Here is a 19,857-nt window from a genome sequence, read left to right on the forward strand (position 1 = left end):
CCACTTAGAAGTTCACGTTGCCTTGATAGAACAGCCGCTAAGCACCTGTTTTATATAACACTAAAGCATATATTAAATTGGGGTATATACTCTTTGGATGGAGAGAAATCATTCGGAGGCTATATGAAAAAATACGTCAAGCTAGGTATGCTGCTCATCATGTCTTGTATTGTTATGCTTAGCGGCTGTACCTCACCTAACCCGTACGGAGATGCATACGGCTCTTCAGACACACGCAAAGTTCAGCAGGTTTACTACGGAACGATTGAAAAAGTTGAACCAGTAACCATTGATGCCTCTACCCAATCCAACGCCATAGGTACAATCGCTGGTGCCGCCGTGGGTGGTATATTAGGCTCAAAAGTCGGGGGCGGCTCTGGCTCGGATATCGCAGCTATTGGTGGTGGTCTGCTGGGTGGTTATGCCGGCAGTAAAGCCGCTGAAGCAACCGCGAAACGAAATGGTGTGAATCTGACCATTCGCTTAGAGGATGGAAAAATAATCTCTGTCGTTCAAGAAGCAAACCCAAACATGATTTTTCAGCCAGGCCAAGCGGTTCAAATCAACATGTCTGGTAATGACGCAAGGGTTGTACCTCGCTAATTTGAACACGATGACTCCGTTCCATTGGTCTGCTGTTTTGTTTCGAAGAGCTTAATCCGCGCAAGCGTACATTGCTTACTTATCGGCTTGCGCGATTCTATTTGTATCAAGTTTGATCGTCGTCAATGGAACATCAATCTCCCACACCTTTCGATGTTCAAATGACATCAAGTTGCTAGCATGAGCCCATTCCAGATAACTTTGGGCTTGTTATGACTCCGACTGTTGACCACGTACTCCTTAATATCGCGCTAAACCTCAGCTCTAACCGCTCTCACGAACAGCAATATCAAAACCTCATTGATGGGGTCGCGCAAGTATTCCCATGTGATGCGAGCTGCCTGTTTATCTTCGATGAGGATGGGTTTCTGACTCCTGTCGCGGTAAAAGGCTTATCCAGCTCGGTCTTAGGTCGTCGCTATTTCCCCAAAGCGCATCCACGCTTAGATGCCATTATTCATAGCCGCGAACCGGTGCGTTTCGATGCCGATTGTTCACTGCCTGATCCTTTTGACGGCACACTATTAACCGAAGACCAGTGCATTGATGTTCACGATTGCATGGGCTTTAGCTTGTATGTGGAAGGACAACTTGTTGGCGCACTAACTATGGATGCTCTAACGGTGGGCGCGTTTGATGACATTGACCCTGTCGCTATCGAAACCTTGGCGGCTTTGACCGCTGCGACATTGCGTAACATTGCTCAATTAAAAGCGCTCAAAGCACAAAACCAAAAGCAGAAAAGCGTCACTCAAACCCTTATCCAACAAGCCCGTTCCCAACATGGCGAAATGGTGGGCTTGAGCCCGCAGATCAACCAGTTACGAAACAACATTGCGACCGTTGCTCAATCGGATTACGCGGTACTTATCACAGGAGAGACCGGTACTGGTAAAGAACTGGTCGCGCACTCGGTGCACGCGCAATCTCATCGTAGCGATAAGCCGATGATCTACGTAAACTGCGCGGCCCTGCCTGAAGGTCTGGCTGAGAGTGAACTGTTTGGCCATGTCAAAGGCGCATTCACTGGAGCCAATAGCCACCGCGCCGGTAAGTTTGAACTGGCAGACGGCGGGACGATTTTCCTTGATGAAGTGGGCGAGCTGCCTTTGATTTTACAGGCAAAATTGCTACGTGTGATTCAGCAAGGCGAGCTGCAACGTGTAGGTAGCGATCAGCATTTGATGGTCAATGTGCGCATCATTGCCGCGACCAATCGACAGCTGGAAAAAGAGGTCGAAGCTGGCGCATTTCGAGCAGACCTTTTCCACCGTTTAAACGTATTCCCAATCCAAGTTCCCCCACTTCGTGCCCGTGACGGTGATATTCCCGTTTTAGCCGGATATCTGTTAGAAAAGGTACGCCAACAATTTAATGCGCCCAATCTGCACGTTCACCCTAAAGTGTTGACTAAACTGGAGTCTTTACCTTGGTACGGAAACGTACGCGAGCTCGAACACACTTTAACTCGCGCGGCTTTACACGCCATTCAACAAGGTGCGAGCACGATCATGCTTAACCATTTCGACACCTCACTGGCTCTCGATGATGTAAAAAACACATCGCATTATCTGCCTAAAGAAAGCCAGCCAATGCGAGAGCTGATAGAAAGCTATCAGCGTGATTTAATTGAACATGCTTTGAACCAAACTGGTGGCGTTTGGGCAAAAGCAGCGGAGTTTTTGCAAATGGATCGCGGGAACTTATATCGGATGGGTAAAAAGCTCAGGATCAATAAATAACCAACCACAAGAAGCCGATGTAATTAAGACATCAACTGCGTTGTCTTAATTACATCAATCACTCATCCAAAAACGATAAAACTGAATATAAATCAATAAGATAATAATTGGCACACATTCTGCTCTCTAGTGGTCAACATCACGACTATTAAAACAATCACTGGAGAACCCAATATGTTCTGTATTCAATGTGAACAGACAATTCAAACCCCTGCTGTTAAAGGTTGTTCTTTTGCACAAGGCATGTGTGGCAAAACTTCTGAAGTATCAGACCTACAAGACGTGTTGGTTTACACACTGCAAGGGGTTTCTTTTTGGGCATCAAAAGCACTTGAATTCAACATCATTAACGATGAAATCAACCAATGGGCACCAAAAGCATTTTTCTCTACATTGACGAACGTAAACTTCGACCCTGAACGTGTCCTAGAGCTGACTTCTCAAGCAGCAACGTACAAAGCATTGCTAAAAGAGCAAGTGATGTCGGCAGCAACGCTTGCCGATACCGAAGTCGCTGACATTCCTGCGGTTGCTCACTTTGAGCTACCAAACAGCGCAGAAGCAATCTTAGCTTTTGCTCCGCAAGTCGCGGTTAACCGTGGTAAAGACCAAGTACATGAAGATGTTATTGGCCTACGCCTACTTTGCCTATACGGCCTTAAAGGTGCAGCCGCGTACATGGAGCACGCACGTGTTCTTGAGCAAACCAACAACGATATCTATGCCGAATACCATGAAATCATGGCGTGGTTGGGCACAGATCCTGAAGATCTCGGCGAACTACTTGATTGCTCAATGCGCATTGGTCTGATGAACTACAAAGTGATGGAAATGCTCGACCAAGGTGAAACAACGACCTTCGGCCATCCAGAACCAACCACGGTGAACGTCAAGCCAGTAAAAGGTAAATGTATTCTTGTTTCTGGCCATGATTTGCATGACCTAGAAAAAATCCTGCAACAGACCGAAGGCAAAGGCATTAACGTTTACACCAACGGTGAAATGCTGCCTGCACACGGCTACCCTGAGCTGAAGAAATACTCTCATCTTGTCGGTAACTACGGCAGCGCATGGCAAAACCAACAGAAAGAGTTCGCAAACTTCCCTGGCGCAATCGTAATGACGTCGAACTGCTTGTTGAATCCAAATGTGGGTCAATACGCAGACCGTCTATTCACCCGTAGTATTGTTGGCTGGCCTGGTGTGGCTCACATCGAAGGCGATGATTTTAGCCAAGTGATTGAATGTGCTCTAGCGCAAGACGGTTTCCAACACGATGAAATCGAACACCACATCACGGTTGGTTTTGGTCGCAATGCACTGATGAACGCCGCCCCTGCGGTTATCGACCAAGTGAAGCAAGGCAACATCAAACACTTCTTCCTAGTCGGCGGTTGTGATGGTGATAAAGCGGAACGCAGCTACTACACCGATTTTACGGCTGAAGCGCCAGAAGATACGCTAATCCTGACCTTGGCGTGTGGTAAGTTCCGCTTCAACAAGAATACGTTCGGCGATATCAACGGTATCCCTCGCCTATTGGATGTGGGCCAATGTAACGATGCTTACTCTGCAATCCAGCTTGCACTTGCACTGGCGCAAGAGTTTGACTGTGACATCAATGAACTGCCACTCACGCTTGTACTTTCTTGGTTCGAGCAAAAAGCGATCGTTATCTTGCTAACGCTATTTGCATTGGGCGTGAAAGGCATTTACACAGGCCCTACTGCACCGGCATTCCTAACGCCAAACCTAATCGCGATCATCCAAGAGAAGTTCGATATGCGCAGTATTGGCAATGTTCAGGATGATCTAAAAGCCATCCTAGCAGCTTAATAAACTTGCTTGTTACGCGCCTCCTTACGTGGAGGCGCTATCTATTTCGAACTAAAAATAGCCACAACCAAAGAGATTGTTATGTTTTTTGAATGGCAAGGTAACCAACCCGTCACACTCCGTTGCATCGACAAATACTTCGAAACACACGACACCGTCAGCATTAAGTTGGCTGAGCTAACAGAGTCACTTCTGTTTCAGTTTAAGCCTGGCCAGTTTATTAACTTGGGCGTCGAAATTGATGGAAAAATGGAGTTTCGTGCCTATTCAATCAGCTCGATCAATGAAGACAATCACCTTCAACTCACCATCAAACGAGTATCTGGCGGTAAAGTATCGAACTACATCGTTGACTCGCTGCTGCTCGGTGATACCGTTCAAGCATTACCACCAGCAGGTGAATTTAACTGCATCGACCATCCACCCGTGTTACGTGATGGCGAAACAAAAGCCTTGCTTATCAGTGCAGGTTGCGGTGTCACGCCCGTATATTCGATGGCAAAACACTGGCTGAGTAATCAAGATGAAAACGACAACGATGTGGACATCGCATTTCTTCATATCGCGCGCAGCCCCGAAGAGACGATTTACTACGATCAGCTAGAAACGTTCGACGCTGTGTATCCAAACTTCCATTTAAAGCTGTTGCTAAAAAACCGCGAAGGAACGTCACACCCACAAGGTCGTTTGAATGCCGACTGGCTTAAAGAGCTTGTTCCTGATTTCAAACAGCGCACCGTTTACCTGTGTGGTCCAAGCCAGTTCATGCAAGATGTTCACGGCTATTTGAATGACCTTGGTTTTGACATGACGAACTTCTACCAAGAGAGTTTTACGCCTGCGACTGGCGCAGAAACATCGGTCTCCGATGAAGTTGTTCGTGTTTCTGTTCCTGACTTTGCTCAAACCATCGATGCGCAAAAAGGTCAGGTACTGGCCGATGTGCTTGAAGGCGCAGGTTTACCATTAATCGTCGCTTGTCGTAGCGGCATTTGTGGCTCGTGCAAATGCAAGGTTCGTCAAGGCAACGTCTCTTCCACCAGCCTAGAAACATTAACGCCAGAAGAAATTGAACAAGGCTATGTGCTCGCCTGCTCATCAACCATCGAAGCGGATCTTGAAGTGCAGATTGGTTAGTTTTCCAAATACAAAAAAGCGCCGCGATACGTCTGTCTAGTTGTTTCGCGGCGCTTTTTTTGATGTTACTTCTGTTGCAACAAAAGTCTTTTAGCTAAATAACAACACTTTCAATGCTGCTTCGCTGTCTACGTCCATAAACTCTGGCGGGTTATCCAGACGCTCGCGGAACGTCAGTTGTGGCGCTTCTTCTTTCATGCTTTCAATCAAGAAGTCGCTTGTCACAGATGGCGAGTTCACACATGCCATCACTTGACCGCCTTCTGCCAACAAATCTGGCAACCGACGTAGAATCTTTTTGTAATCTTTAGTCAGCGCAAAGCTGCCTTTCTGGAATGACGGCGGATCGATGATAATCAAATCATACTGACCAGATTTTTTAATCTTACCCCACGATTTAAAGATATCGTGCCCCATAAAGCTTACCTGGTTGATGTTATGACCATTTAGCTTGTGGTTCTCACGACCTTTAGACAGCGACGCTTTTGCCATGTCGACGTTAACCACTTTATCTGCGCCACCCGCAATGGCAGCGACAGAAAAGCCACACGTGTAAGCAAACAAGTTGAGCACGTTTTTATGCTTCGCATGTTCGCGAACCCAATCACGACCGTAGCGCATGTCCAAAAACAGACCGAAGTTTTGATTGCGGCCAATATCCAATTGGTATTTCAAACCGCTTTCTTCAACGACAGGGCGAGCGTCTAATTCACCGACAAGCACTTCTGAAGGCGCACCATCGGCATAACGGTGCTGAAGAACCATAGTGCGACCTTGCTTATTTGCCCACTGTTGTGATTGTGCCACCGCATTGAGGCCGCTTTTCAGCTCAGCGAGAAACACGTCATCAACTTCTTTAAACAAGTTGATGACCAACTGACCTTGTAACCAATCACAGGTAATTTGCTCTAGGCCCTCAAAACGACGGCCACGACCATGAAACAGTCGACGAATTTCATTCGGAGCTTGCGCGAGCTCGGTTTCTAGATGCTGAAAAAACAGCGGAAGTTGTGATGCTTGCATCGAGTTCTCTTATTAGTTTTCTTTGTGACGGTTATTTGATCGTAGGCCAGTTCAGTTCCCAAGGGGAAAGCCAAGTATCCAAACCCTGAGAGACGGTCTCACTGTGCCATTTTTTACCAAGCATTTTGTGTTCTCGTGGGTCGCAAACAAAGCGATATTGCTCATCTCGGTATTGGAAGCAAAGTGAAAATGCATGCAGATAACCGCGATCAGCCTCATTGCCTGCATTGTAAATCGGGTCACCAACAATACCTGAGCCAACCGATTTTAATGCCACGCGGATTTGATGCGTTTTACCAGTGTGTGGCTTACATAAAAATAGGCGCTCTCCTGGCTCTGCCGCAAGAGAGAAAAACTGGGTAACGGCTGGGTTATTTTTGCTGTTGACCAGCTTCCATGATGAACGGCGCGAACGCTCCATATCACCAACGACCAAACCTTGTTTCTTTTTCGGCTTTTTAGAGCCAATCGCCAGATAGAACTTTTCCACTTGGCGGTCAGCGAAGGCTTGCGATAACGCACTGGCCGCTTTGGCGTTGCGTCCGAGGAACAGAATACCCGATGTCATTTTATCCAAGCGATGGATAAGATAGAGCTGCTCATCACCACTCTGCTTGGCCACTTCTTGCAGCAGCATTGTGTCGCCATCGTCTTTATGAACAGAGACGTTGGGATGCTTATTGATGATCAGAAAATCGGGATGGGTATGTAGAATATCGAACATAAAAAAACTGGCTCCACGTTTGGAGCCAGCAGTATACATAAGTTATCGGACAAAGCTATCGAGGCTTGCCCCAAGGCCTGAGCTAGAGCTTTCTAGAGAAAATACCAGCAAGACCAATGATCGCGATACCCAGCAGCATGATTTCACCTTTGCCACTGTCAAAGCCCGACTTAATCCCCATGAAGGCAACAATAGCAATCGCAACAGGAATCAGGTATTTAACTAGGTTGTACCACAATCCAAATAGCGGGAAAGATACTTCGCCGTCATTAGTGATCTCTTTTTCTAGCTCAGCACGGCTTAGGCGCCATCCAGCAAAGATACAAACCAACATACCACCAACCGCTAGGAAGATTTTGTCCGTTAGCAAGTCGAAGATATCAAAGGCACCGGTACCAAACAGCGTTGGTCCCATTCCACCTAACGATAGTGACGCAAAAATACATAATGCCGCCATAACTGCACTTGCAGACAGAACAGCGTTAGAGCGCTTCATGCCTTTCTCATCGATTAGGTAAGACACGACAACTTCCAATAGTGATACTGAAGAAGTTAATGCCGCCACCGTCAAGCCGATGAAAAATAGCAACGCGAATAGCAACCCAATCACACCGCCCATTTCAGCAAATAGTTGAGGAACGACAACGAATACAAGACCAGGGCCTGCCGCAGGCTCCATGCCAAAGGCAAACATAGCTGGGAACATAGCAACACCAGCAAGAATCGCGACACCTGTATCCATCGCAGTAACCATACCGGTTGTTTGAACTAGGTTCTCTTTCTTCTTCAGGTAAGAACCGTACGTCATCATACAACCCATACCTAAGCTAAGTGAGAAGAACGCCTGCCCTAGTGCAGCAAGAACCACATTGCTGTCGACTTTAGAAAAGTCCGGCATGAATAAGAACTCAAGGCCAGCCATTGCACCTGGCAGCATTAAGCCCTTAACAGAAACAACGATTAGGATTAAGAACAGAAGCGGCATCAGAACCTTACCGGCTTTCTCAATACCACCCGAAATCCCTTTCATCACAATCATGACGTTAAGGAACAGGTAAACACCCATCCACATTAAAGGTTGAATCGGATCTGAGATGAAACCGCCAAAGCTGTCGCCAATTGCTTCTGGCGCGCTGAGTAGACCACCACCCACTTTAAAGATGTAGGCCAATGCCCAACCACCAACCACAGGGTAGAAGCCCATGATCAAAAGACCACTGAAGACTCCCATAACGCCAGTGAACGTCCAGCGTCGGTCAGTTGTTTTGAATGCACCTACGGCAGAAAGACCTGTCTTACGACCAATAGCGAACTCTGTCAGCATCACGCTAAAGCCGATAAAAATTACAAAGATAAGATAGATAGCAACGAATGCACCGCCGCCACTCTCACCTGCTGTGTAAGGGAATTTCCATATATTGCCTAAACCGACAGCGGAACCCGCTGCTGCCATTACGAAGCCTAGTTTAGACCCCCACGTATCACGTGGTGCTGCTGTATTAGTTGTAGCCACGCTTTTTCTCCAAAATTAGTTTGTTGTGTATGCATAGAGATAGGCGTCTAAAAAGTTTATGTAAAAATTATTGTACACTTATAAAATAAGCGTTCGACGCACTATGTCTAGAAAGTAAAGCAGCTCCCCTTTAAAATTGGAACCCCAAAAAAGTACATTTATCGCACAAGTGTCGAGTTACGCAGGTTAAATGCTGCTTTTTTGTTCAAAAGTTAAAGAATGACCTTATTTTTCACATTAAAATAACAGAATCAGCTGTTATGAAATTCGTTCCTCATATAAGGTCAATCCCACGTCTAAATGGGAAATCTATTCCCCCAACCCACTTTTATGCTTAATATCCTAGAAGGGCATATTACTCTGAGCGTATATGGACAAGTTTTATCACTTTCTTACTTTAGCTGGCATCGGGCTATATTGGTTACTGGTCGCAGGTGTGACCATTCGTGTCGTTTTAAAGCGCCGTGCAGTGAGCGTGTCTTTAGCTTGGCTAATGATCATTTATATCCTTCCCGTTCTGGGTGTCGCGTGTTATTTCCTCTTCGGTGAACTGAACTTAGGCAGAAAACGGGCCGAACGCGCAAAAGAGATGTTTACACCATTCGAGAAGTGGTTCAGTCAGTTGAACGACTGTAACGCGCACAACCCAGAAACGATGGGAAGGCACATCTACCGAATTGATGAACTTTGTAACAACCGCCTTGGTCTTCCCGCATTGAGCGGTAATACATTGTCGCTGCAACAGTCACCTAATGAGATTTTGCATTCCATTATTGAAGACATCGAAAACGCGCAGAGCAGTATTCGAATGGTATTCTACATTTGGCATCCAGGTGGTTTGGCTGACTCTGTCGCTTCTGCACTTATCCAAGCGGCTAAACGCGGCGTAGATGTCAAACTATTGCTCGATTCAGCAGGTAGTCCACGTTTTTTCAGAAGTCCTTGGTATCGAATGATGCAGGATGCTGGAATTGAAGTTATTCAAGCGCTAGAAGTGAAGATGTGGCGTATTTTCTTACGTCGTCTTGATCTTCGCCAACATCGCAAGATCATCGTAATTGATGATGAAATTGCTTATACAGGTTCAATGAACTTGGTTGACCCGGCTTACTTCAAACAAAACAGTGGCGTCGGGCATTGGGTGGACATCATGGTTCGCATTACGGGACCAACGGTAAACGTATTGAGTGCTATCCACTGTTGGGATTGGGAAGTCGAAACTGGCGAACGTCATTTACCGAGACTACCTGAATGCAAGATCGATGAGAGTGAATTCCAACACCCTATTCAGGTTGTGCCTTCTGGCCCTGGTATGCCGGAATATCTGATCTATCAAGTATTAACATTGGCAATCAACCAAGCCAATCGCTCGGTACGAATTACAACGCCATATTTCGTGCCCAATGCAGACTTACTTGAAACGTTAAAGATGACAGCACAACGAGGCATTGATGTTGAACTCATTATTCCACATAAAAATGACTCGATGATGGTGCAATGGGCGTCACGCGCGTTTTATAGTGAGCTTTTGTGTGCAGGAGTCAAAATCTATGAGTTTTATGGTGGTTTGCTGCATACGAAATCCGTCGTAATTGACGACCAATTCTGTTTAGTTGGCACCGTAAACATGGATATGCGCAGCTTGTGGCTGAACTTCGAAGTTACCCTCGCCGTTGACGACGAAGAGTTCACAAAGCAAATGTCTTGGTTACAAGATAGCTATATTAAGCAATCTCACACTGTTGTATTGGAAGAATGGGAGAAAAGAAGCCTATTTTCTCGATTCTTAGAGCGAGTGTTCTATCTCTTCAATCCACTCCTCTAATACCTCAAATACACCGACTAAAAAAACCTCCAGCGCTTCAAATATCTTGCTGGAGGTTTGTTCTACTTACGTTTTCCACCTTAGCGATACACTCTAAGCCTACAACTCAACCTTTCAGCTTTGACGCCTTCACTCGATAATCTCGGCTATTATTGGGTGATAGTTGACTTTTCCCTTGCAAACGTTATGTCGTCCATGTTTTAAATAATCAAAATCGTAATATTTAAGACAGGGAACTTTTATGTCAGAGGGCAAAAAAACCAAGCTCATTACCGCTGGCCGCGATAAAAAGTGGACAAACGGTGTTGTAAACCCACCCGTTCAACGCGCTTCAACCGTGGTATTCAACACGGTTGCAGAGAAGAACCAAGCCACCATGAACCGTACCAATAAAACATTATTTTATGGTCGCCGTGGCACTAACACGCACTTCGCTTTTCAAGATGCAATGGTTGAGATTGAAGGTGGAGCAGGTTGTGCTCTCTACCCTTGTGGGACGGCAGCAATTTCAAATGCGATTCTCTCTTTCGTCGAAACTGGCGATCACATTCTGATGGTGGACACTTGTTACGAACCAACTCGTGATTTTTGTAATATCATCATGAAGAAAATGGGCATCGAAACTACCTATTATGATCCGATGATTGGAGAAGGTATTCGTGATTTGATTCAACCAAATACCAAAGTCCTTTTCCTAGAATCTCCGGGGTCAGTCACAATGGAGGTGCAGGACGTACCAACATTGGCGCGCATTGCTCATAAGCACGATATTATTGTGATGCTTGATAACACATGGGGAGCTGGCGTGAACTTCTCACCATTTGAACATGGTGTCGATATTTCCATTCAAGCCGCCACCAAATACATAGTTGGTCACTCTGATGTAATGTTAGGTACAGCCGTAGCTTCCGAAAAATACTGGCCCCAACTGCGTGAACAAAGCTACTTGATGGGTCAGTGCGTTTCTCCTGACGACGCATACCTAGGCCTTCGTGGTATTCGCACGCTGGATGTTCGCCTAAGACAACACGCAGAAAGTAGCTTGAAAGTCGCCAAGTGGCTGACTTCTCGTCCGGAAGTTGATCATGTCCGCCACCCAGCATTGGAATCGTGCCCTGGCCATGAGTTTTTCAAACGTGACTTCACTGGTGGAAACGGCTTGTTTTCATTTGTTCTCAAAACGTCTTATCCAAAAGCGACGACGGCTCTGCTTGACGGTATGAAACACTTCAGTATGGGTTATTCTTGGGGCGGGTATGAAAGCCTCATTCTAGCTAACGAACCAAAGAGCTTTAACAACTTGAGAACCGTAGCGCACCCATACTTTGAGGGCACTTTAGTTCGAATTCATATTGGCTTAGAAGACGTGGATGACTTGATCGCCGATCTAGAGGCTGGTTTTGCACGCTATAACGCGTTAATTTTAGAAAAAGAAGTCTCTCTAAAATAGTAATTGAATCGCCCTGCTTCGCGGGGCGTTTTTATAACTCGCTGACTTAATTAGAATTATCTAACATTCCCACCAGCTATTCGTTAATGTTAATCATTTGTGTTGTTTTTCAATTGAGCAGTCACAGAATGAAATAATGTGCCACAAATAGACTTTCCAAATTTAGAGTTTCTCTCCTACTTTTTATTATTCATAAGAGGTCATACCACAAGGAGATAGTTTTGAAACTCAAATTCATAGCGCTAATTCTTTTTACCTTAATTACCGTCCCAATAACCACCGTACACGCCGCAACGGGTTATACCCAAACCAAGTATCCGATTGTTCTGGTTCATGGATTATTTGGTTTTGATACCCTGGCAGGCGTAGATTACTTTTTCGGAATACCACATTCCTTAACGAAAGACGGCGCTAAAGTTTATGTAGCACAGGTATCCGCGACCAACAGCAGCGAAGTTAGAGGGGAGCAACTGCTTGCTCAAGTAGAAACCTTACTTGCTGCAACAGGCGCAGAGAAAGTCAATCTCATCGGTCACAGTCATGGTGGTCCAACAACGCGCTACGTCGCCTCTGTCCGTCCTGACCTAGTCGCATCAGTTACGAGTATCGGTGGCGTTAATAAAGGGTCTAAAGTGGCAGATTTAGTTCGTGGCACCGTATCTGAGGGTTCTGGTAGTGAGCAGCTCGCGGTAAAACTGGCGCAAGGCTTAACCACTCTTATTAATCTTCTATCAGGCGGTTCTGATCTCGACCAAGACCCTTTAGCCTCACTAGCAGCATTAACCACGGAAGGATCATTGGCGTTTAACCAGCACTACCCAGAGGGAGTGCCTACTAGCGAATGTGGTAATGGCGACTTGCTAGCTTCAAATGGCGTTTATTACTACTCATGGACCGGATCATCCACTTTTACAAACGTTTTCGATCCGACTGACGCTGCCATGATGGTACTTGGCTTAGCCTTTGATGGGCCGAATGATGGCTTAGTTGGTGCGTGCAGCACACATTTAGGCAAAGTCATACGTGATGATTATCAAATGAACCATTTGGATGAAATTAACGGTCTACTCGGTATTCATCATCTTTTTGAAACCGATCCAGTCACGCTTTATCGCCAACATGCAAATCGTCTCAAACTTCAAGGTTTATAAGAGGTCATCACAATGAAGAAAGTCGCTCTCACCACTTTTATCCTGCTCTCGATATTTGGCGTGGGAGCGCTTTCTCTGTTGCAAAGCGACAAACAACAAGAGACAACCTCTAACCATTCGCAATCTCAGCAAGATATAGCCGCCGATGTCTCTTCCCCAAAAGACTTCTTCGAATATTCTCTTAGCCGACTGGGCGAAGAAGATCTCGATACGATCAAAGCGGAAGTCAATGATGACACTTTAGCAAAACAAACACTGAATATTGATGCCAAACTCTTCCAGACCTACCTTTCCTACAAGCAAGCGCTCTCTGCATTGGAGCCTTTTGAGCATAACCAACTAACGCTTGAACAGTTAACCATGCTGAATGAAGCGATACTGAATTTACAACTTCAATACTTTAGCGAGGTCCAGATAGCTCAATTGTTTGACGAAGAAAACCGACTTCGCCAACTAGCATTGGAAAAGCTGACGATTAAAAAACAGGCATCGGATATCGAGAGTCAAACACACCTTCTCAATCAAGCGTTATCAGAACAACCGGATTACATCCGAGAGAGTGAACGCAATAACGCATTAACGGAGCAACTCGAGCGAGCTTCTCAGCTTGATTCACAAGATAAGTACATCGCCCGTGTTGCACTGGTGGGAGACGCTGGAGCGCAAAGGCTGCAAAAGCTTGATGAGCAAAGAGCATCATTTGAGACTCAACTCGCCACTTACTTAAAACAGCGTCAAGATATTCTGAATAGGGATTTTCTAGGGCAAGACGAAAAACAGGCAGAAATCATTGCTTTAAGAAAGCAAAGCTTCGATGCCACTCAATGGCGTCGAATCGAAGCTTTGGAACGTATTCATGATAACCAGAACTAACAACATAAACTTAATAAGCCAAACGTTACTTATTCTGCTTTTTAGGACATCCAACGATATGGTCATCCACCATGCCGACGGCTTGCATGAAAGCATAACAGATGGTTTCACCGACAAACTTGAAGCCTTTCTTTTTTAAGAACTTACTCATGGCTTTGGATTGCTCTGTCGAAGCTGGTACGTCACTCATATGCTGCCATTGATTGACGATTGGTTCGCCGTCCACGAACTGCCACAACGCGTCTGATAAACTTCCGTATTCAGCAATTAACGCTTTGGCCGCTTTGGCATTACTGAAAACCGAGTTAATCTTTCCGCGATGCCTTACAACATCGAAGTTTTCCACGATGTATTCAGCGCGTTCTTCATTTCTTTGTTCCAACGCATCTAGGTCGTAGTTCTCGAACGCTTCTCTATATCCTTCGCGCTTTTTAAGAATGGTGATCCAACTAAGCCCAGCTTGTGCACCTTCCAACGTAATAAATTCAAACAGGACTTGGTCGTCATATACTGGCACGCCCCATTCGGAATCATGATATTCGCGCTCTAATGGGTGATTCATCGCCCACGCACACGTTTTTTGTTCTGTCATTATTCTTCCTTAAAAAGCGCCTCTAACTGATGAGCTAGAGGCGCGATATTTTTCATCGTTATATCAGTAGCACTAAGCCTGTTTCGGTACTGCCACTTTATGGAACAAACGATACAACACTGGCACGACAATCAGTGTCAGGACTGTCGCAAAGCCCAAACCAAACATAATCGTAACCGCCATTGGTTTGAAGAAAATATCTGGTAATAGTGGGATCATACCAAGGATCGTCGTGATTGCAGCCATACACACAGGACGAACACGGCTTACCGCAGCATCAACGACCGCATCATAAGCCTCTTTACCTGATTTCATTTCTATTTCAATTTGGTCCAGTAATACGATGCCATTTTTGAGCACCATTCCCGATAAGCTTAAGAAGCCGAGCAAAGCCATAAAACCAAACGGCGTGTTGAGTGCTAACAAACCGGTGGTGACACCAATTAACGCCAACGGCACGGTAAGCCAAACAATGAGTGGCTCTTTGATAGAGTTAAATAGGAATACGGTGATCAAGAACATGAACAAGTACCCCATTGGCATGGTAGTAAACAGCGACTCTTGAGCATCACCTGAAGATTCGTATTCCCCCCCCCATTCTAGTGAATAGCCAGGAGGCATTTGAATCGCTTCGATTTGGGGCTGTAAACGTTTTTGCAACGTCGATGCGGTTTCTTCACCAAGAATATCAGGGTCTGCCATCACAGTGAGCATACGCTTACGGTTCTTACGTACGATGATAGGATCCTCCCAACGCATGTCGTAACCCATTGTGACTTGTTGAAGTGGGATAAACTCACTCTGTGCTGGACTCCATATTTTCATGCCTTCAATGTTACGAATATCGATGCGTTCATCTTCAGGTAAGCGAGCCACGATAGGCATGAGCGTCGTGCCGTCTCGGTAAAGGCCTATCGTCATTCCAGAGAATGACATGGACAAGAAGTCATCGACATCTGATTTTGTAATGCCATAGCGACGTGCCTGACTCTCATTAAACTGAGGCTCAAGAACTTGGGTTCGTTCACGCCAATCATGCCTGATATTTGTTGCCTGAGGATCGGCGTACATGATGTCCTTGACCTGAGCGGCTATCGTACGAAGGACGGTTGGATCAGAGCCAATAATGCGCGCTTCAATTTTTGCACCACCACCTGGACCTAACTCAATCTGTTTGAGCTTGTAATTGATTTCTGGGTAGTTGGCTTTTAAATACTCTCGAAACTTCGCCATTAATGGTTTCAACGCTTCGTAATTTTCCATACGAGTGGTTATCTCACCATAAGCCGCATAACTTTTCTCGGGCGCGTACGTTAACATGAAGCGCTGTAAGCCTTTACCCGCGGTCGTCGTGATATGGTCAACATGCTCTTGCTTAGCTAACCAACTTTCTAACTCTTTAAGCGTTGTGTTGGTTGCTCGAATATCAGTTCCTTCTGGCATCCATACATCTAACTGAAAAATCGGCGTTGTCGAAGATGGGAAAAACGCTTGCTTCACAAAGGTGAACCCGTAAACACTTGCCGCTAATCCCGCAATCAGCACCACAACGGTAAACCAAGCACGACGCATACAAAACTGAAGAAACTTTTTATAAATAACGAAAATAACCCCGTTATATGGATCATTTTCTTCCCCTTCACCTTGTTTAATCTTCTGGCCTTTAAAGAAGATGTCAGCAAAGAATGGTGTCAACGAGATAGCGGTAAACCAACTCAACATCAATGAGATCAGCAGAACCGTAAACAAAGTGCCACAGTATTCACCCGTCGAGTCTTCAGACAGTCCAATGGGCGCAAATGCAGTTACCGCAATCACAGTTGCCCCAAGTAATGGCCACTTGGTTTGGGTAACGATATCAGTCGCCGCTTGGAGTCGAGTTCGCCCTTTTTGGGTACCAATCAAAATCCCCTCAACCACGACGATTGCATTGTCCACCAGCATACCTAACGCGATAACCAAAGCACCTAATGAAATCCGCTGCAAATCTATCGCGAGATACTTCATGAAAATGAACGTACCCAACACCGTCAGCAGTAAAATTAAACCGATAAGCAGACCTGAACGTAGCCCCATAAAGAACAGAAGTACGATAATGACGATACCGACAGCTTGAGCCAAGCTGACAACAAAACCGCTAACCGATTTATCCACCTCTTTAGGCTGACTGTAAATTTCGGAAATTTCGATACCGACAGGTTGTTGGTACTTTAGCTCGGCAAGGCGATGATCAAATGCTTTTCCGACTTCAACGACGTTGACACCTTCAGCAAAAGAAACACCCACGTTCAGTGCGAGGCTGCCGTTAAAATTAATAATATTACTCGGTACTTCTACATACCCACGTTTTATTTCCGCCACATCTTTCAAGAAGATGAGCCCCTGAGCTCCCGACTCAGTAATCAACAAATCGCCTAGCTCATCCACACTCTGGAATTCGCCAGTCGGCTGAATTCTGATGTACTCGTCACCAATTCTGATCGCCCCTGCGTCAGAAACCACGTTTTGCGTCGAGAGAAGATTAAAGACCGTATCGGGAGAAAGTCCTATACTGCTCAGCTTTTTCATCGATACTTCGATGAAAACTTGCTCTTGCTGCTGCCCGGATACCGAAACTTTGCTCACTCCATCAACCAGTTCGAGCTCTCGGCGTAAGTAATCGACGTAATCCAGTAGCTCCTTATAGCTATAACCGTCGCCAGTCACCGCTAACAAAATCCCGTAAACATCACCAAAATCATCGATCACTTGAGGTTCATTCACACCCGGAGGCAACGTCCCTTTAAGGTCATTCACTTTACGGCGTAACTCATCCCAGATTTGTGGCAGATCATCAGGGCCATAATTGTTCTTCATCGTGACCGTGATTTGCGATAATCCTCGGCTAGAAATCGAATTCACTTCATCAACATAAGTAAGCTGCTGAATCGCTTTTTCGATCGGATAAGTCACTTCTTCTTCGACTTGTTGCGGCGTCGCACCAGGGTAAGAGGTCACCACCATGGCATCTTTGATGGTAAAAGCAGGGTCTTCAAGACGCCCTAACCCAAAGAATGCAGCGATACCACCAATCAAAAAGATCAGTGCGACCATCCAACTGATGACACGATTTCGGATGAAGTACGCAGCAATACCGGTCACATCATCATCACTTTGAGGCACTGATTTATTAAGATCGCTCATAGACCGGCCTCCTGCGTAGCCATTTCCTGTATCACTTCCACTTTCATGCCATCCCTTAACCGAGAAACACCGGCAATCACAACTTTGTCTTTGAGCATGAGACCATCAAGGATTTGAATGGACGTTTTAGATGCTTTACCTGCTCGAACCTGTCTGCGCGATACCGTATTGTCATCATTCAGTACCCAAACAAATTTGTTTTCGCGCCCCAGCTCGTCACCGTCCGCATTGAAAATGGCTTCAATAGGAACATTAATTCCTAAATTGAGATCCAAGCCAACGTTCTTATCTTTGGAGGTCACCTCAACGGCCATCCCATCTAGGATGTATTCTTCTTCCGGCATAGGAAGCGATAATGTGACGGTAAACGTGCCTGTTGTTGGGTCTGGCTCAGTCGTAAATTCTTTCACGGTCGCGTTGTACTCGTTACCACTAGGCACGCGCACCAATGCCTTTATCGCGGTAAGTCTTTCTTCCGTTGGCGGTTGGTTAACATAGAGCCGGTCTGGAAGTTGAATCAGCACCTCAACTCGCTCCAAACTATGAATATTGACGATATGCTGTCCGACTTGGACATTTTCGAATTGCTCGATATTAACTCGCGAAATGATCCCATCCACAGGCGCCTTTAAGGCAGTAAACGATAAACGGAGTTTCGCTAACTTAAGCTCAGCCAGAGCGATTTGTCGTTGTGCTGCAATTTCATCAAACTGAGACTTAGCTAATAGGCCTTTATCAACCAAAGGACGTGAACGGCGATACTGACTGTCAACAACAGAAAAACGCGCACTCGCATTATCTACATCCAACTCATAGTCCGTAGGGTCCAACGTTGCGATAACATCACCCTTCGTGACTTTATCGCCCTCTTTTACCATGATGCGGCTGACTTCTCCTGCCACTCGGAAACTCAAATGAGAGCGATCCGCTGCATTCGCAACCGCAGGGAAATATAAGTTGTCATCCACCCGATTTCCCGCTAATGAGGTAACTCTTACACGCGGTGTCTCAAGAGCTTTTTCTGGTGCCTTATCGCCACAACCAACAAGAAGAAACGTTGAAAATAATGCCGCTAGAGAGATGATTCCTTTCATATTACAACCCTCTTTCCTTAATCCAGGCTCTTACCTTAATTCCGGGTTCAATTACACTAACACCAGAGATAATGATTTGATCGCCATCGTTAAGCCCCGCTAACACTTGGTTTTTGTCATTCATCTCAATAGCGGCTTTGGACACAATGCCTTGCTCATCAACACGCCAAACGTATGTTTTGCCGTTCTCTTCTAGCAGCGCGGAATTAGGAATTTTTGTTGCACCAGCATTTTTAGATAGGAGGTAAGCATTGCCAGACATGCCCGGTAAAAGGCCTATTTCTGATGGTCGCTCCATAACCATAGTGACTTTGTAACTACCGGTTTTAGGATCGGCTTCTGTATCGATTTCTTGAAAGGTCAAGTCAAATGACTGCTCGGGGAAAGCGTCAAAGACCATTCTGGCAGAGACATCGCTACCCTGAGTGTAACGATTTAGCAGATAGTCAGGGACTTGGAATATCACCTTAAGCAGTTGGTTGGATTGAATATTCATCACGCCTTCTTTTGCGGCGACATACTCATGGTTTTCTGCTGGAATATATGAAATCGTACCATCATATGGCGCGACAAGTTTGGTATACCTTAAATTTGCCTTTGCTTGATTCCACTGAGCTTTGGCTGAATTGTGATTCGCTTTTGCCTCATCAAAATCTTGTTCGGACACCACTTGGTCTTTGCGTAACTTTTGGTATCGCTTGTACTGCACGTCTGCGAGCGCGAAATTTGCCCGAGCTTGCTGTTCAAGCAGAGCATATTCATCAGGGTTTAATGAAGCCAATACATCGCCTTTGCTGACGACTTGACCTTCATTCACCTCAATCGTTTGAAGAAGTCCAGGAACTCGAAACGTCAGTACCGCTTTATCACCAGCTTCCGTCGTGGCAGGAAAGTGTCGTTCAAATTGGGCATTGCCAACAGATACTGTAAATAGCTTTGCGGGGCGGGATTCAGGTTCTGGAACAGGGGGAAGTTCTTTACCACACCCCGACAACACAGCCGAGATGGCGACAGGAATGAGCAATCTTCTCATTACGTTCATCCATAAAAAATTAAGGGATTATTTTTAAAGTAGATGAATTCTGGGCGAACTTCCAGAGTTGAAAAGATT

15 protein-coding genes are annotated in these 19,857 nt (G+C 45.7%); 8 read left to right on the top strand and 7 right to left on the bottom strand.

Going from position 1 to position 19,857, the window contains the following annotated elements:
* The first annotated feature begins 123 nt into the window (after positions 1-123).
* The 4 genes from VEA_RS11255 (at position 124) to VEA_RS11270 (ending at position 5,318) form a co-directional block, all read left to right on the top strand.
* On the top strand, positions 124-603 hold the full coding sequence (locus VEA_RS11255; RefSeq protein WP_012841939.1) for an outer membrane lipoprotein: 480 nt from the start codon (positions 124-126) through the stop codon (positions 601-603).
* Between the two features lie 212 nt (positions 604-815).
* Positions 816-2,345, top strand: a complete 1,530-nt coding sequence (gene norR / locus VEA_RS11260; RefSeq protein ID WP_006742833.1) for a nitric oxide reductase transcriptional regulator NorR — start codon at positions 816-818, stop codon at positions 2,343-2,345.
* Positions 2,346-2,519: 174 nt separating this feature from the next.
* Positions 2,520-4,181, top strand: coding sequence for a hydroxylamine reductase (hcp, locus tag VEA_RS11265; RefSeq protein WP_012841940.1), 1,662 nt, complete (start codon positions 2,520-2,522; stop codon positions 4,179-4,181).
* Positions 4,182-4,262: 81 nt separating this feature from the next.
* Positions 4,263-5,318, top strand: coding sequence for an FAD-binding oxidoreductase (locus tag VEA_RS11270; RefSeq protein ID WP_012841941.1), 1,056 nt, complete (start codon positions 4,263-4,265; stop codon positions 5,316-5,318).
* Between the two features lie 90 nt (positions 5,319-5,408).
* Here VEA_RS11270 and VEA_RS11275 read toward each other — a convergent pair whose 3' ends face one another.
* From VEA_RS11275 to VEA_RS11285, 3 genes are all read right to left on the bottom strand, one after another.
* Entirely contained in the window at positions 5,409-6,341 is a 933-nt protein-coding gene (locus tag VEA_RS11275) for a class I SAM-dependent methyltransferase (protein ID WP_006742836.1), read from the bottom strand.
* Positions 6,342-6,372: 31 nt separating this feature from the next.
* The gene (locus VEA_RS11280) at positions 6,373-7,065 is read right to left on the bottom strand and encodes a TIGR01621 family pseudouridine synthase (protein ID WP_012841942.1); all 693 of its coding nucleotides are present in this window, start codon (positions 7,063-7,065) and stop codon (positions 6,373-6,375) included.
* An 82-nt stretch (positions 7,066-7,147) separates the two neighbouring features.
* Positions 7,148-8,518: a sodium-dependent transporter gene (locus tag VEA_RS11285; RefSeq protein ID WP_043884644.1), complete on the bottom strand. Its 1,371-nt coding sequence runs from the start codon at positions 8,516-8,518 to the stop codon at positions 7,148-7,150.
* A 430-nt stretch (positions 8,519-8,948) separates the two neighbouring features.
* Between VEA_RS11285 and cls the strand changes: the two genes are divergently transcribed.
* The 4 genes from cls to VEA_RS11305 all read left to right on the top strand — a co-directional run bounded on the left by cls (position 8,949) and on the right by VEA_RS11305 (position 13,877).
* Positions 8,949-10,403 carry a cardiolipin synthase gene (gene cls / locus VEA_RS11290; protein ID WP_005393277.1) on the top strand — a complete coding sequence of 485 codons (1,455 nt, stop codon included), beginning with the start codon at positions 8,949-8,951 and terminating at the stop codon, positions 10,401-10,403.
* Positions 10,404-10,644: 241 nt separating this feature from the next.
* Positions 10,645-11,853, top strand: a complete 1,209-nt coding sequence (locus tag VEA_RS11295; protein WP_006742839.1) for a cystathionine beta-lyase — start codon at positions 10,645-10,647, stop codon at positions 11,851-11,853.
* A 221-nt stretch (positions 11,854-12,074) separates the two neighbouring features.
* Positions 12,075-13,004 carry an esterase/lipase family protein gene (locus tag VEA_RS11300; RefSeq protein WP_006742840.1) on the top strand — a complete coding sequence of 310 codons (930 nt, stop codon included), beginning with the start codon at positions 12,075-12,077 and terminating at the stop codon, positions 13,002-13,004.
* Between the two features lie 12 nt (positions 13,005-13,016).
* Positions 13,017-13,877, top strand: a complete 861-nt coding sequence (locus VEA_RS11305) for a lipase secretion chaperone (RefSeq protein WP_006742841.1) — start codon at positions 13,017-13,019, stop codon at positions 13,875-13,877.
* A 25-nt stretch (positions 13,878-13,902) separates the two neighbouring features.
* Here the strand turns inward: VEA_RS11305 and VEA_RS11310 are convergent, their stop codons facing one another.
* From VEA_RS11310 to VEA_RS11325, 4 genes are all read right to left on the bottom strand, one after another.
* A complete protein-coding gene (locus tag VEA_RS11310; RefSeq protein WP_005378109.1) occupies positions 13,903-14,469 on the bottom strand; it encodes a DNA-3-methyladenine glycosylase I in 567 nt (188 codons plus the stop codon).
* Between the two features lie 72 nt (positions 14,470-14,541).
* On the bottom strand, positions 14,542-17,652 hold the full coding sequence (gene vmeI / locus VEA_RS11315; protein WP_006742842.1) for an efflux RND transporter permease subunit VmeI: 3,111 nt from the start codon (positions 17,650-17,652) through the stop codon (positions 14,542-14,544).
* On the bottom strand, positions 17,649-18,746 hold the full coding sequence (locus VEA_RS11320; RefSeq protein ID WP_006742843.1) for an efflux RND transporter periplasmic adaptor subunit: 1,098 nt from the start codon (positions 18,744-18,746) through the stop codon (positions 17,649-17,651). The genes vmeI and VEA_RS11320 overlap by 4 nt, the downstream gene beginning before the upstream one ends.
* Position 18,747: 1 nt before the next feature.
* Positions 18,748-19,779: an efflux RND transporter periplasmic adaptor subunit gene (locus tag VEA_RS11325; RefSeq protein WP_012841943.1), complete on the bottom strand. Its 1,032-nt coding sequence runs from the start codon at positions 19,777-19,779 to the stop codon at positions 18,748-18,750.
* Positions 19,780-19,857 lie beyond the last annotated feature (78 nt).

Source organism: Vibrio antiquarius, assembly GCF_000024825.1.
Lineage (GTDB): Bacteria > Pseudomonadota > Gammaproteobacteria > Enterobacterales > Vibrionaceae > Vibrio > Vibrio diabolicus.

Excerpts from the sequence above, each read along its gene's own strand:
- VEA_RS11255 (WP_012841939.1), top strand. The coding sequence starts at position 124 with ATGAAAAAATACGTCAAGCTAGGTATGCTGCTCATCATGTCTTGTATT.
- norR (WP_006742833.1), top strand. The coding sequence starts at position 816 with ATGACTCCGACTGTTGACCACGTACTCCTTAATATCGCGCTAAACCTC.
- hcp (WP_012841940.1), top strand. The coding sequence starts at position 2,520 with ATGTTCTGTATTCAATGTGAACAGACAATTCAAACCCCTGCTGTTAAA.
- VEA_RS11270 (WP_012841941.1), top strand. The coding sequence starts at position 4,263 with ATGTTTTTTGAATGGCAAGGTAACCAACCCGTCACACTCCGTTGCATC.
- VEA_RS11275 (WP_006742836.1), bottom strand. The coding sequence starts at position 6,341 with ATGCAAGCATCACAACTTCCGCTGTTTTTTCAGCATCTAGAAACCGAG.
- VEA_RS11280 (WP_012841942.1), bottom strand. The coding sequence starts at position 7,065 with ATGTTCGATATTCTACATACCCATCCCGATTTTCTGATCATCAATAAG.
- VEA_RS11285 (WP_043884644.1), bottom strand. The coding sequence starts at position 8,518 with ATGGCAGCAGCGGGTTCCGCTGTCGGTTTAGGCAATATATGGAAATTC.
- cls (WP_005393277.1), top strand. The coding sequence starts at position 8,949 with ATGGACAAGTTTTATCACTTTCTTACTTTAGCTGGCATCGGGCTATAT.
- VEA_RS11295 (WP_006742839.1), top strand. The coding sequence starts at position 10,645 with ATGTCAGAGGGCAAAAAAACCAAGCTCATTACCGCTGGCCGCGATAAA.
- VEA_RS11305 (WP_006742841.1), top strand. The coding sequence starts at position 13,017 with ATGAAGAAAGTCGCTCTCACCACTTTTATCCTGCTCTCGATATTTGGC.
- VEA_RS11310 (WP_005378109.1), bottom strand. The coding sequence starts at position 14,469 with ATGACAGAACAAAAAACGTGTGCGTGGGCGATGAATCACCCATTAGAG.
- vmeI (WP_006742842.1), bottom strand. The coding sequence starts at position 17,652 with ATGAGCGATCTTAATAAATCAGTGCCTCAAAGTGATGATGATGTGACC.
- VEA_RS11320 (WP_006742843.1), bottom strand. The coding sequence starts at position 18,746 with ATGAAAGGAATCATCTCTCTAGCGGCATTATTTTCAACGTTTCTTCTT.
- VEA_RS11325 (WP_012841943.1), bottom strand. The coding sequence starts at position 19,779 with ATGAGAAGATTGCTCATTCCTGTCGCCATCTCGGCTGTGTTGTCGGGG.